We start from the raw sequence: 12,793 nt of genomic DNA on the forward strand, positions 1-12,793 counted from the left end.
CCAATAAAGGAGAACGAAACCACCATGTCAGATCTGCCCGACACGAATCAGGCGCTGGATTTGGAGCAGTTGCGGGATCGCTACCGGGCCGAACGCGACAAACGCACGGCGGCGGGCACCGGCGAGCGGCAGTATCGCGACGTGGCGCAGGGTTTCGCGCATCTGCTCGACGATCCGTACGGCACCGCGCCGGAGCGTTCTGCGCTGAACGACGAAGTCGACGTGCTCGTGGTGGGTGCCGGGTTTGGTGGCATGATGGTCGCCGCCCGGCTCCGCGAGGCGGGCATCGCGAAAGTGCGTATCGTCGACGCTGCCAGCGATGTCGGCGGGACGTGGTACTGGAACCGATATCCGGGTGCCGCATGCGACGTGGAATCCTACATCTATTTTCCGCTGCTCGAGGAAACGGGCTACATGCCGGTCGAGCGCTATTCGAAGGCAGCCGAGATCCGCGCGCATACCAAGCGCATCGCCGAGCATTACGATCTGTACCGCGACGCGTTGTTCTCGACGCAGGTGAAGGCGCTCGATTGGGACGCGGCGGCGGCCTGCTGGACGGCCCGCACCGACCGCGGCGATGTCATGTCCGCGCGTTTCGTCGTGCTGACGACCGGACCGCTCAACCGTCCAAAGCTGCCCGAAATTCCCGGCATCGACGATTTTGCCGGCCACAGCTTCCACACCAGCCGCTGGGACTATGCCTATACCGGCGGCAGCGCGACGGAACCGCTGTCGGGTCTTGCCGACAAGCGCGTCGGGCTGATCGGTACCGGGGCCACTTCGATACAATGCGTCCCGCCGCTTGCCGCGTCCGCCAAGCATCTGACGGTCTTTCAACGCACGCCCTCGTCCGTCGATGCCCGCGACAACAGCCCGACCGACCCCGCATGGGCGGCGAGCCTCCAGCCCGGCTGGCAGCAGCGGCGGATGGAAAACTTCACCGCGCAGTTCACTGCCGCGCTGCCGCCGCACGACGAGGTGAACGACGGCTGGACGGTACTGGCCCGCGCCGTACGCGAAAAACTCGCCGACAATCCGCAGGGTCTGGATCCCGGCACGCTCCTCGAACAGGCCGATTTCGAGAAGATGGCGCAGATCCGGGAGCGCATCGGCAGGATCGTCGAGGACCCGGCAACCGCGGAGGCGCTGAAGCCGTGGTTCAGTCTGTACTGCAAGCGGCCGTGCTTCTCCGACCTGTATCTCCAGGCGTTCAACCGGCCCAACGTCACGTTGGTGGAAACGGCGGGATACGGCATCGATCGGATCACGCCGGGCGGTGTCGTCGTAGGCGATGTGGAATATCCGCTCGATTGCCTGATCTTCGCGACGGGGTTCGAGACGTCGACCAGCTATGCCAAACGTTCTGGCATGACGATCCACGGCGTCGGCGGCCAGTCGCTGACGGACAAATGGGCGAAGGGCATGTCGACGCTTCACGGCATGCATACCCGCGGTTTCCCCAACCTGTTCGTCATCAGTCAGGCACAGGCGGGCATGTCGCCCAACTTCCCGCACATGCTGAGCGAACAGTCGCTGCACCTTGCGCACATCGTCGCCGATTGTGCCGCGAGGGGCGTCCGGACGATCGAACCGTCCGAGGAGGCGGAAGGCGATTGGGTGCGGACGATCCTGCTGATGGCGGAAGGCCGGCGCAAGTTCATCGAGGCCTGCACGCCCGGATATTACAATAACGAAGGACGCGCCTCCGAAGCCGCCGCGCGGGGATCCCCGTTCGGTGCCGGCCCGACCGAGTTCGTGAAGCTGCTGCGCGTCTGGCGCGAGCAGGGCGATCTGGCGGGCATGGAGCTTGACGGCGAGCACGCGCGTGGCACCGCAAAGGAAATGCAATGACCGTCGCCGCTGGCCGCAAGTCGATCTTCATAACCGGGGCCGCGTCGGGGATGGGCCGCGAAACCGCGCTGTTGTTCGCCGAAAAGGGCTGGTTCGTCGGGGCCTACGACGTCAATCGGCCCGGTCTGGATGCGCTTCGCGACGACATCGGCGAGGCGAACGGATTGTTCGAGGTGCTCGACGTCGCCGAGCCGATGTCGTGGTCGTCAGCCATCGACCGGTTCGCGGAAGCGACGGGCGGCACGCTCGATCTACTGTTCAACAATGCCGGCATCGGCACCAGCGGCCTTCTCGACGAGCAGTCGTGGGACGACGTGATGCGGATCGTGAACATCAACTTCATCGGCGTGATGCTGGGCGTTCGCGCCGGCACTCCGTTGCTGAAACGGACACCGGGCTCGCTGTGCCTGATCACCTCGTCGTCCTCGGCGATCTTCGGCACCGCGGGCATTTCGGTCTATTCGGCGACGAAGCACGCGGTACGCGGATTGACCGAAGCGCTGTCGATCGAGCTCAAGCGGTACGGCGTGCGGGCCGCCGATCTCCTGCCCGGGCTGATCGATACCCCGCTGCTTTCGGACGGCATGCGCCGGATGGCACCGGGCGAGGGCATGTGGCGGCTGGTGAAGCCGCGCGAGGTCGCGGAGACGGTATGGGCCGCTTATGGTGCCGACACGCTTCACTGGTACATTCCCGCGGAGCTGCGGAATTTCCATCTGCAGGTCGTCGCCGAACCAGAGGTCGTTCGTGAAGAGCGCACCGCCTTGCTCGCAGCGATGACCGCCGCGGGCTGATCAACAAACGAGGCCGTCAATGTCGATACTCGAGACTATTTCCGCAGTCGTGTCGCCCGCCGCCAGCGACGACGATGCGATCAAGCGGCTGGATGCGGCGTATCGCGCCCAGCGGGCCGCGTTCGCCAGGGACCGCCGGCCGACGATCGAGGCCCGCCGGGAACGGCTGGGTGCGCTGATCGGCATGATGCTGGCCAATCGCGATCGTATCTCCATCGCGGTCGCCGAGGATTTCGGTGCCCATCCCAAGCCCGCTTCCGATCTGATCGAGGTGCTCGGGGTGGTCGGTCGCGCCCAATATGTGCTGGAAAACCTCGAACAGTGGATGAAGCCGGATCCGCGGCATACCGATGCCGCGATGCTCGGTACGGGAACCGCGTTCGTCGACTACCAGCCCAAGGGCGTCATCGGGAACATCGTTCCCTGGAACTTCCCGTTCGATCTGTCGGTCGGGCCGATGGTCGACATGCTGGCGGCCGGCAATCGGGTGATCGTCAAGCCTTCCGACTATACGCCCGCGTGCGCCGCGCTGCTCGCCGAGATGGTCGCCGCCGCATTCGATCCCGACCTCGTCACCGTCGCGGTCGGCGGTCTGCAGCTCGCAAAGGCGTTCTCGTCGGTGCCGTGGGACCATCTGCTGTACACGGGTAGTCCATCGGTCGGCCGACAGGTCATGACCGCGGCCGCTGCCAACCTGACCCCGGTGACGCTCGAACTCGGCGGAAAATGTCCCGCGATCATGACGCCGGGGTCGGTGACCGCGGAGAATGTGGAGTCGGTCATCGGCACCAAGCTGGTCAAGAACGGGCAGATGTGCGTGTCCGTCGATTACGCGCTGGTGCCGCGGGCGGATGTCGATGCGTTTGTGGACCATGCAAGAACGTATATGACACGTGCCGCACCCGATTATTCGCGCGGCGAAGACTGTACCGGCATGATCTCGCTACGGCATCTCGATCGTATCGAGGATATGCTGACGGAAGCGCGGGACCGGCAGTTGCGGATCGTCGCGCTCGAGGAGGATGGCCGGATCGACCGCGACACCCGTCGCATGCCGGTGTCGCTCGTCATCGATCCACCCATCGAACTGCGGATCATGCAGGAGGAGATTTTCGGTCCGATCCTGCCCGTCGTGCCGTATGACGATCTTGGGCTGGCGCTGGATGCCGTCAATTCCGGTGATCGCCCGCTCGGGCTTTACGTGTTCGGCGCCGATAAGGCGGTCACCGATCATGTGCTCGCATCGACGCATTCGGGCGGGGCCGCGGTCAATACCTGCGCCATCCAGAGCGCGCTGCCCTCGACGGGCTTCGGCGGCTCCGGTATGAGCGGGATGGGACGGCACCACGGCATCGAAGGGTTCCGCGAATTCTCCAACCCGCGCGGCGTCGTCGTGCGTGGTGACGGGGATTTGATCGATGTGTTCTATCCGCCCTATGCGAAGGCGGCAGGACTGGTTCAGGCCGTCTTGTCGGGTTCGTAAGGGAGGGTTCATGACCGCTGAGCATTTCGACATCGCTACGGATGCAGGGCGAAATTTCCTGACCGTGTCGATGCGCGGCCATTGGACGACCGAGACGGTGAACGCCTACAGGAAAGCGGTCATCGCTGCGGTCAGCGGGATGCTCGCAGCGGGAACGCAGCGCGGCGATCTGCTGACGCTGGTCGATGCGCGCGACCTGAATGCGCAGTCGCAGACCGTCGTCGCCGATTACAAGGCCAGCATGGACCGGGACGGACTTGTCCCGCGGCGATTGGCGACGCTCGTCTCCAGCGCCCTGCTCAAGCGGCAGGTGGACCGTATCGCAATCCCTAATCAGCGGGTGTTTACGGAAAAGACGGAAGCCATGGCCTGGCTGTTCGCGCCGGCCGACCCAGAGTGACCGAACAGCCGGTCCCGCCGTTCGAATCGCCCGTCGCCGCGCGATTGGGCGGAGCCGCCTGGGCCTGGGCCGCATTCCAGGGTGGGCGCGATCCCTACATCATCCTCGTCGTCATCTACATCTTCGTTCCCTATCTCGCGACCAGCGTCATCGGTGATCCGGTTCACGGGCAGGCGGCGGTGGCGGGCGGTGCCAAATACGCCGGCTGGATCGTCGCGCTCACCGCGCCGCTACTAGGCGCGACGGTGGACCGGATGGGTGCGCGCAAGCCGTGGCTCGCGGGCGTGGTCGCGATCATGCTACCGCTGCTGATCGCATTGTGGTGGGCCAAGCCCGCCGGAGCGGGACTGGACATCGGCACGATTATCGCCATCCTCGCCGCGCTGTCCGCGCTGTTCGCCTATTCCGAGACGCTGCACAACGCGCTGCTGGTGCCCGCTGCTGGCATGGCCAAGGCGGGATCGGCGTCGGGTTTGGGCCTGGCGTTCGGCAACTTCATGTCGGTCACCGCGCTCGTCTTTGTCCTGTGGGCGTTCGCGCTGCCCGCCAAGGGCGGCGGCGGGCTGGTGCCCACCGCGCCGCTGTTCGGGCTCGACGTGGCCGCGCACGAGCAGGACCGGATCGTGCCGGTGATCGCCGCCGTCCTGCTCGCGCTCGGCACGTTGCCGCTGCTCTTCCGGGTGCCGGACGTGGCCGCGACCGGGATCGGCTTCGTTCGGGCGCTGCGCTTGGCGGCGACCGACCTTAAGACACTGGTGCTGGAAGCACGGGGGCACCGCGATGCGTTGACCTATCTCGCCGCGCTGATGCTGTTCACCGACGGGCTGACGGGCATCCTGCTGTTCAGCGGGGTCTATGCGGCGGGCACGATGGGATGGCACACGCTGGAACTGCTTGTGTACGGCATGGTGTTGTGCGTGTTCGCGGTGGCGGGCGGCTTGCTCGCCGGCTGGCTGGACGGGCGGGTGGGTCCCCGGCGCGCGCTTCAGATCGAGATCACGGGCGTGATTATCGCGTTCCTGCTCCTGCTCGGCAACACGCCGTCGCTGCTGCTGTACCGGCCCTATGATCCTGCAGCGCATCCGCCGATCTGGAGCGGCCCGATCTTCCGGACCGCGCCCGAGCTCGCGCTGATCGGCTGCGCGATGCTCGCGGCGGTGACGGTGACCGCGGCTTACTCCTCCCGCCGCACGATGCTGACGCGGGTCGCGCCGGCGGACAAGATCGGCGTCTTCTTCGGCCTGTTCGTGATCGCGGGCACCGCGACCATGTGGCTCGGGCCGCTGCTCGTTCAGGTGACGACCGCGGCGACCGGATCGCAGCGCGCGGGGCTGCTGCCGATCGTGGGGCTGCTGGTCGCCGGCCTGCTGGTGCTCATGCTCGTCCGTGGCGGTGGCCGATATGCCGAGGATCGGAGTGCTGCGGGATCATATCGGTGATGCGGCCTTCGTATCCGATGAACAACGGAACGTTCCGTTGATAGGACGGCGTAGCGGGCGACCCCCTTCAGGCGGAAAACGAGTGGAAACGACCCGGGCCGCGGCAGTCGAATCGCTCGTTGACGAGACGAGCATGCCGGGCGCGGTCGGCGCGCACCCGGCCGATCTCGTCACCGACGCCGCGCGGCGGTTCGGTCGCCGGGTCGCCTACACGCTGGTCGCGCCGGACGGGGGCTGCGAAACGCTGAGCTTCGACGAGGCAGACCGACTTTCGGACGCGTTCGCCGGGTTCCTGATCGCGACGCTGGGCCTCAAACCCGGAAATGTCGTTGCCGTACAGCTCGCCAACGGCCTGCCGTTCCCCATCGTCGTGTTCGGGGCGTGGAAGGCGGGTCTGGTCGTGTCGCCGATCAACCCATATTACACCGTCACGGAAACCCGGCGGCAATTGCTCGACTGCGACGCACGCGTGCTCGTGGTCGATGCAGCATCGGTCGGGTCGATCCAGAGCGAGTGCGGTATCCCCGATCTCGGCATGATCGCGGTGCACGGGCCGGGTCTGAAGTTCGATGCCGCCGGCGATCAACCGATCCATGCGCCGTCGGGAGGAAAAGCCGAACGCTGCTGGACGTTAGCCGCCGCGTTGGATGGCGAATATCCTGCACCCCATGTCCGCCACCCCGTCGCCCTCTATCAATATACGGGCGGGACGACGGGCAACAGCAAGGCCGCTATCATCACCGCGGCCAACCTCGCGGCGACCAAATCCATGGTCTCGGGCTTCTTCGCGGGTCATGGTTCGCCGATAGCCGGCGGCACGGCGCTCACGGCGTTACCCCTGTATCACGTCTTCGCCTTCCTGTTCGGCATGCTGGTCTATATCGACGCCGGGACCAACAACGTGATCGTACGAGCCGCCGCGCCGGTCTCCAACTTGCGGCCGGCGTTCGAAGGGTTCGAGATCGACTGGATGGCGGGGGTCGACACGCTCTACGGTGGTCTACTCGGCGAAGAATGGTTCAAGGCATCTCCGCCGCGTATGAAGTTCGCGATCGCCGGCGGCGCGGCGCTTCGTCCGACCGTGGCGCTGGAATGGGAACGGCTCGTCGGTCCGTTGCTCGAAGGATATGGGCTTACCGAGACGACCGGTATCGTCAGCTGCAATCCGCCGACGGCCGCCCGTCGCATCGGATCGATCGGGTTGCCGGTGACGTCGTCCCAGGTGCGTATCGTCGACGAGGCCGGGGCCGAAGTCGCACCGGGTACTTCAGGCGAGCTGTTGGTGCGGGGTCCGCAGGTCGCTGCGGGCTACCTCGATCGGGCGAACGACGCCGATGCGTTCTTCGGTGGCTGGTTCCGAACCGGAGATGTCGTCGTCGTCGATTCGCTGGGGATGCTGACGATCATGGATCGCAAGAAGGACATGATCCTCGTGTCGGGTTTCAATGTCTATCCCAACGAGGTCGAAGCCGTACTCGCTACCCATCCCGACGTCGCCGAAGCCGCCGTCATCGGGATCGCAAGCGAGCGTACCGGGGAAGCGGTTCGGGCGTACGTCGTTTTGCGAAAGAACACGGCCAATGCCAGCGAACTGGACCGCCATTGCCGATTGTCTCTCGCCGCGTACAAGGTGCCGAAGGAGTTTGTCATTCGGCCGCATCTTCCCAAATCGCCGGTCGGAAAGATCTTGCGTGCGCAATTGCGAACATCGGCTGCCAGTCGATGAAGAGATTCGGTGCCCGCTCTTCGGGCGTCCCTCATTTCGGTGCGGGGTCGCCCGCCGCGATCACCGTGGCGCTTTGCACGATACGTTGACCGTCGGCGAAGGTGAAGGTGAAAGTCATCGCGCCGCCGGGCTTGATACCCGGGTTCACGCTGGACAGCATGACGTGCCGCCCGCCGGGCGCGAAGCGGACCAGGGTCTTGGCCGGGATGTCGATACTGGCAAGCGGCGTCATCGTCGCCATTTGGCCGGCCGTACCCGATTGATGCATCTCGGCCCGGATCGCCGTGTCGGTGGCGACCGAGATCAGCTTGGCCGGCGCAGGCCCGCCATGGACGTCGAAATACGCTGCCGCCGGTCCGGTGGCGACGGCGTTCAGGCGCACCCAGGCCGCATCGACATATAGCGGCTTCGGTTTCGAACAGCCCGCCAGTGCGAGTGCGGCGAACGACAGGGCGACGACAGGGCGCATGGTATTCCTAGCGGCGGTTGGGCCATGCTGCGATGGTAGAACGCCGGCAATCTTGCGGCAAGCCGAACCCCTCCTATATCGCGCCCAGTAACGGAGATGCGCGTCGCCGTAACGGGACGCGGATTTCCTTGGGCATTATCTTTGTGAGGGGCTGTAGAGCACACATGGCTAAAGTAATCGGTATCGATCTCGGAACCACCAACAGCTGCGTTTCGGTGATGGAGGGTGGCAAGCCCAAGGTGATCGAAAACGCGGAAGGCGCGCGCACCACGCCGTCGATCGTCGCCTTCGCCAAGGACGGCGAGCGATTGGTCGGGCAGCCGGCCAAGCGGCAGGCGGTGACGAACGGCGACAACACGATCTTCGCGGTGAAGCGCCTGATCGGCCGCCGCTTCGACGATCCGGTGACCAGGAAGGACACCGAGCTGGTCCCCTACGCGATCGTGAAGGGTCAGAACGGCGACGCTTGGGTGAAGGCGGGCGGCAAGGATTATTCGCCGTCGCAGATCAGCGCGTTCACGCTGCAGAAGATGAAGGAAACTGCCGAGAGCTATCTCGGCGAGACGGTGACCCAGGCGGTCATCACCGTGCCGGCCTATTTCAACGACGCACAGCGCCAGGCGACCAAGGACGCCGGGCAGATCGCCGGCCTGGAAGTGCTGCGCATCATCAACGAGCCGACCGCGGCGGCGCTAGCGTACGGACTGGAGAAGCAGGACGGCAAGACGATCGCGGTCTATGACCTCGGCGGTGGTACGTTCGACGTGTCGATCCTGGAGATCGGCGACGGCGTGTTCGAGGTGAAGGCGACCAACGGCGACACCTTCCTGGGCGGCGAGGATTTCGACAACAAGCTGGTCGAATATCTGGCCGAGGGGTTCAAGAAGGACGAGGGCATCGACTTGTCGAAGGACAAGCTCGCGCTGCAGCGTCTTAAGGAAGCCGCGGAAAAGGCGAAGATCGAGCTGTCGTCGGCGGCATCCACCGAGGTCAACCTGCCCTTCATCACGGCGGATCAGAATGGCCCGAAGCATCTCGTCAAGACGATCAACCGCGCCGATCTGGAGCGTCTGGTCGATAGCCTGATCCAGCGGACGATCGAGCCGATGAAGAAGGCGTTGGCGGATGCCGGGCTGAAGACCGGCGACATCAGCGAAGTCGTCCTGGTCGGCGGCATGACCCGCATGCCCAAGGTGCGCGATGCGGTGAAGGCGTTCTTCGGCAAGGATCCGCATACCGGCGTCAACCCGGACGAGGTCGTGGCGATGGGCGCGGCGATCCAGGCGGGCGTGCTGCAGGGCGACGTCAAGGACGTGCTGCTGCTCGACGTGACGCCGCTGTCGCTCGGCATCGAGACGCTGGGCGGTGTCTTCACCCGGATGATCGATCGCAACACGACGATCCCGACCAAGAAATCGCAGACCTATTCGACCGCCGACGACAATCAGGGTGCCGTCACGATCCGCGTGTTCCAGGGCGAGCGCGAGATGGCTGCCGATAACAAGATGCTCGGCAATTTCGATCTCGTCGGCATTCCGCCGGCACCGCGCGGCGTGCCGCAGATCGAGGTGACGTTCGACATTGACGCCAACGGCCTCGTATCGGTCAGCGCCAAGGACAAGGGCACCGGTAAGGAGCAGCAGATCCGGATCCAGGCATCCGGCGGTCTGTCCGATAGTGACATCGACCAGATGGTGCGTGACGCCGAGAAGTTCGCCGACGAGGACAAGAAGCGTCGTGCGGGTGCCGAGGCGAAGAACAATGCCGAGAGCCTGGTGCACACCACCGAACGGCAATTGGTCGACAACGGCGACAAGATCGATGCATCGCTGAAATCCGAGATCGAGGCGGCGATCGCCGAGACGAAGACCGCGATCGAGGGCGGCGAGCCCGATGCGATGAACGAGAAGTCGCAGGCGTTGGCCCAGGTCGCGATGAAGATGGGTCAGGCGATCTACGAGAAGCAGCAGCAGGCCGAGGCGTCTCCGCAAGGTGGCGACACGCATGGCGAGCCGGCCAAGGACGATGTCGTCGACGCCGAATTCTCGGAAGTCGACGAGAAGTAAGAGTGATGCCGTCCTATCCTTCCGCGGGTCGGACCGTCGTGAGGACCTTCACTCGATCCGTCATGCCGGGCTTGTCCCGGCATCCATCGCGCCGCGTGTCCATCAGGCGATGGGACTCGCGGAGGGATGGACCCCGGGACGAGCCCGGGGTGACGGCGGTAGGGTCGTACGCTCTGGCTGGATTGGGGTCGCGGGCGACAACCGGGGGCGGTCAATGAGCACGCAAGTCGATTATTACCAACTGCTCGAATGCGAGCGCAGTGCGGACGCGACGACGATCAAATCGTCGTATCGAAAACTCGCAATGAAATATCATCCCGACAAGAATGCCGGATGCAAGGACAGCGAGTCGAAGTTCAAGGCCGTCAGCGAAGCCTATGACGTCCTGAAGGACCCGCAGAGGCGCGCTGCCTATGACCGGTTCGGCCATGCTGCGTTCCAGAATGGCGGCAGTGGTGCGAACGGTGGAGGCGCGCAGGATTTCGGTGGATTCTCCGACATCTTCGAAAGCGTCTTCGGCGAATTCATGGGCGGGCAGCGTGGCGGTGGCGGTCGTCAGGCGCAGCGCCGCGGCGCGGATTTGCGCTACGACATGGAGATCACGCTCGAGGAGGCCTATCACGGCAAGTCGACCGAGGTAACGATCGACGTCTCCGCGCCGTGCGACACCTGTCACGGCGCAGGTGCACGGCCCGGGACCCAGGCGAAGACGTGCCAGCAGTGCGGGGGCCATGGCAAGGTACGGGCGCAGCAGGGGTTTTTCGTCGTCGAGCGTGCCTGCCCGATCTGCCAGGGCGCGGGTGAAGTGATCGCCGATCCGTGCCCCGATTGTCGCGGCGAAGGCCGGGTGGAGAAGACCAAGACGCTGTCGGTGAACGTCCCCCCCGGCGTCGATGAAGGCACGCGGGTCCGGCTGACGGGCGAGGGCGAGGCCGGCGCGCGAGGGGCACCAGCGGGCGATCTGTACATTTTCCTGCACGTGAAGCGGCACCAGCTGTTCGAGCGTGAAGGTACGACCTTGTTTGCGCGCGCACCGATCAGCTTCACGACCGCATCGCTCGGCGGGACCATCTCGATCCCCGGGCTCGACGGGCAGACGCACGACATTCGGATCCCCGTCGGCATCCAGTCGGGCAAGCAGCTCCGCCAGCGCGGTGTCGGCATGCCCGTGCTGCAAGGCAGGGGGCACGGCGATCTGGTCGTCCAGATCGACGTCGAGACACCGACCAAGCTCAGTCTTCGCCAGAAGGAATTGCTGGAGATGTTTCGCGAGACCGAGACGGGCGACGAGTGTCCGGCGAGCCAGGGCTTCTTTGCCAAGCTGAAGGGTGTGTTCGCTGGAGAGTAGCGCTGCCGCGAGGGTGCTCAGGCCTTCACGACGTTCTCGCGCGATACGATGAAGTCGCAGCCGTGCAGGTCGAGGAACGACTCCTCATCGGGCCTGATCCGCTGAAGATATTCGGAATCGGAGAAGCAACGCTCCAGCGCCTCGACATCGTCGAACCAGAGTTCTGTCACGCCATCATACTTGACCGGGGGCATGCCCGGCAGCTCGACAGGCAACGCATGCTGCTGAACGTAGCGCCGCACCGTCGCCTTAACCACCGCCACCGACATGAATAGATCGGCATGGATGTTCCGGTGATGCTCGACGAACTGATCATGGGTCAGCGACGGCTTGCGCTTCAATAGAATGGTGAACTTGACCATGATCTGTCCTCTGCCGGGCGCCGCCGGCGGGACGATGCGTTGCTCAAACGGCGGCGGTGGTGCCAAGTTCCCGGCCGTCCGCCCGCGTGGAACGGCGAAGGCGATCGTCAACCCTGCCCTTGCCGCCCCTTCGCGTCGAAGGGGCGGGGGCCGATGGATCAGAGGGTGGAAATGACCACCCCGACCACCAGCGCCTGGGCCGCGATCGCCAGCATGGTGCTGGCCACGGTCTCGAACATGCGCATGGTAAGTCTCCAATGCCGGTGATATATCCGACAAGGGGGATGTGGGTATTATTGCCAAGTTGCGCAATATTGTTTCGCGTTGCCGCGATTGCATCAAACGCAATCGTGTCAGGGTAGCGTTTCGGCAGGGCCGACGCCCCACAGATTGCCGGTCTCCACGAATCCGGCCTGCCCCTTGACGTCCAGCCGACACCATCCGCTCCCGCATTGCCCGATCCGGCCGACGACGCCGGGGGCCGCGCGCCATACGAGATGAGAGTTTGCACTTGGCTGCTCGTGCATTTCCACCGGCTGCGACGAGCGGACGATCGCGGTGCGCGCGTCGCGAAGCAGCCGGTCCTCCATCCAGCCCTGCACGCCATCGGGGTCTTCGATCTTGCGCCATGCCTTGTACGTCGCGATGACACGGACGGGCAGGTCGGCGCGCTGGTAAAGCCAGCTGGCGGGGTAAATCCGGGCGGGGCCCGTTCGCATGCGTGCACGCCCGGCACCGATCGATGCGAAATAGGGCAAGGTTCGCTTCGTGCTTGCCCCGAGCGTCGCGGTCGGCACCGCGATCAGCAACACCGTGCCGCCGAGTACCGCTTTCGCCGCGAGAGATCTGATCACC

Annotated in this window: 11 protein-coding genes; 8 read left to right on the forward strand and 3 right to left on the reverse strand. The window is 65.0% G+C overall.

Annotated elements, in window-relative coordinates:
* The first annotated feature begins 24 nt into the window (after positions 1 to 24).
* The 6 genes from HUU99_RS01555 (at position 25) to HUU99_RS01580 (ending at position 7,693) form a co-directional block, all read left to right on the forward strand.
* Complete coding sequence (locus HUU99_RS01555) at positions 25 to 1,851, forward strand: flavin-containing monooxygenase (protein WP_174284821.1); 1,827 nt, start codon at positions 25 to 27, stop codon at positions 1,849 to 1,851.
* Positions 1,848 to 2,645: an SDR family oxidoreductase gene (locus tag HUU99_RS01560; protein WP_174284822.1), complete on the forward strand. Its 798-nt coding sequence runs from the start codon at positions 1,848 to 1,850 to the stop codon at positions 2,643 to 2,645. The genes HUU99_RS01555 and HUU99_RS01560 overlap by 4 nt, the downstream gene beginning before the upstream one ends.
* Positions 2,646 to 2,664: 19 nt before the next feature.
* Positions 2,665 to 4,128 (forward strand): aldehyde dehydrogenase family protein, encoded by a 1,464-nt coding sequence (locus HUU99_RS01565; RefSeq protein WP_174284823.1) that lies wholly within the window; start codon positions 2,665 to 2,667, stop codon positions 4,126 to 4,128.
* A 10-nt stretch (positions 4,129 to 4,138) separates the two neighbouring features.
* Entirely contained in the window at positions 4,139 to 4,528 is a 390-nt protein-coding gene (locus HUU99_RS01570) for a hypothetical protein (RefSeq protein WP_174284824.1), read from the forward strand.
* Positions 4,525 to 5,967 (forward strand): MFS transporter, encoded by a 1,443-nt coding sequence (locus HUU99_RS01575; protein WP_254602856.1) that lies wholly within the window; start codon positions 4,525 to 4,527, stop codon positions 5,965 to 5,967. The genes HUU99_RS01570 and HUU99_RS01575 overlap by 4 nt, the downstream gene beginning before the upstream one ends.
* 82 nt (positions 5,968 to 6,049) lie before the next feature.
* A complete protein-coding gene (locus HUU99_RS01580) occupies positions 6,050 to 7,693 on the forward strand; it encodes an AMP-binding protein (RefSeq protein WP_254602857.1) in 1,644 nt (547 codons plus the stop codon).
* Between the two features lie 31 nt (positions 7,694 to 7,724).
* On the opposite strand, the gene HUU99_RS01585 is transcribed toward HUU99_RS01580, so the two are convergent.
* On the reverse strand, positions 7,725 to 8,162 hold the full coding sequence (locus HUU99_RS01585; RefSeq protein WP_174284825.1) for a copper chaperone PCu(A)C: 438 nt from the start codon (positions 8,160 to 8,162) through the stop codon (positions 7,725 to 7,727).
* 164 nt (positions 8,163 to 8,326) lie between these two features.
* Between HUU99_RS01585 and dnaK the strand changes: the two genes are divergently transcribed.
* Together dnaK and dnaJ are read left to right on the forward strand one after the other, a co-directional pair.
* Positions 8,327 to 10,228, forward strand: a complete 1,902-nt coding sequence (dnaK, locus tag HUU99_RS01590) for a molecular chaperone DnaK (protein ID WP_174284826.1) — start codon at positions 8,327 to 8,329, stop codon at positions 10,226 to 10,228.
* A 214-nt stretch (positions 10,229 to 10,442) separates the two neighbouring features.
* Positions 10,443 to 11,576 carry a molecular chaperone DnaJ gene (gene dnaJ, locus HUU99_RS01595; RefSeq protein WP_174284827.1) on the forward strand — a complete coding sequence of 378 codons (1,134 nt, stop codon included), beginning with the start codon at positions 10,443 to 10,445 and terminating at the stop codon, positions 11,574 to 11,576.
* A gap of 17 nt (positions 11,577 to 11,593) precedes the next feature.
* Here the strand turns inward: dnaJ and HUU99_RS01600 are convergent, their stop codons facing one another.
* Both HUU99_RS01600 and HUU99_RS01605 read right to left on the reverse strand, forming a co-directional pair.
* A complete protein-coding gene (locus HUU99_RS01600) occupies positions 11,594 to 11,938 on the reverse strand; it encodes an EthD domain-containing protein (protein ID WP_174284907.1) in 345 nt (114 codons plus the stop codon).
* A 353-nt stretch (positions 11,939 to 12,291) separates the two neighbouring features.
* Complete coding sequence (locus HUU99_RS01605) at positions 12,292 to 12,792, reverse strand: SH3 domain-containing protein (RefSeq protein WP_254602858.1); 501 nt, start codon at positions 12,790 to 12,792, stop codon at positions 12,292 to 12,294.
* Between the last annotated feature and the right edge of the window lies 1 nt (position 12,793).

The organism is Sphingomonas bacterium, assembly GCF_903642285.1.
Lineage (GTDB): Bacteria > Pseudomonadota > Alphaproteobacteria > Sphingomonadales > Sphingomonadaceae > Sphingomonas.

What these genes read in the sequence shown, in the direction of transcription:
- HUU99_RS01555 (WP_174284821.1), top strand. Translation starts at nt 25, where the DNA reads ATGTCAGATCTGCCCGACACGAATCAGGCGCTGGATTTGGAGCAGTTG.
- HUU99_RS01560 (WP_174284822.1), top strand. Translation starts at nt 1,848, where the DNA reads ATGACCGTCGCCGCTGGCCGCAAGTCGATCTTCATAACCGGGGCCGCG.
- HUU99_RS01565 (WP_174284823.1), top strand. Translation starts at nt 2,665, where the DNA reads ATGTCGATACTCGAGACTATTTCCGCAGTCGTGTCGCCCGCCGCCAGC.
- HUU99_RS01570 (WP_174284824.1), top strand. Translation starts at nt 4,139, where the DNA reads ATGACCGCTGAGCATTTCGACATCGCTACGGATGCAGGGCGAAATTTC.
- HUU99_RS01585 (WP_174284825.1), bottom strand. Translation starts at nt 8,162, where the DNA reads ATGCGCCCTGTCGTCGCCCTGTCGTTCGCCGCACTCGCACTGGCGGGC.
- dnaK (WP_174284826.1), top strand. Translation starts at nt 8,327, where the DNA reads ATGGCTAAAGTAATCGGTATCGATCTCGGAACCACCAACAGCTGCGTT.
- dnaJ (WP_174284827.1), top strand. Translation starts at nt 10,443, where the DNA reads ATGAGCACGCAAGTCGATTATTACCAACTGCTCGAATGCGAGCGCAGT.
- HUU99_RS01600 (WP_174284907.1), bottom strand. Translation starts at nt 11,938, where the DNA reads ATGGTCAAGTTCACCATTCTATTGAAGCGCAAGCCGTCGCTGACCCAT.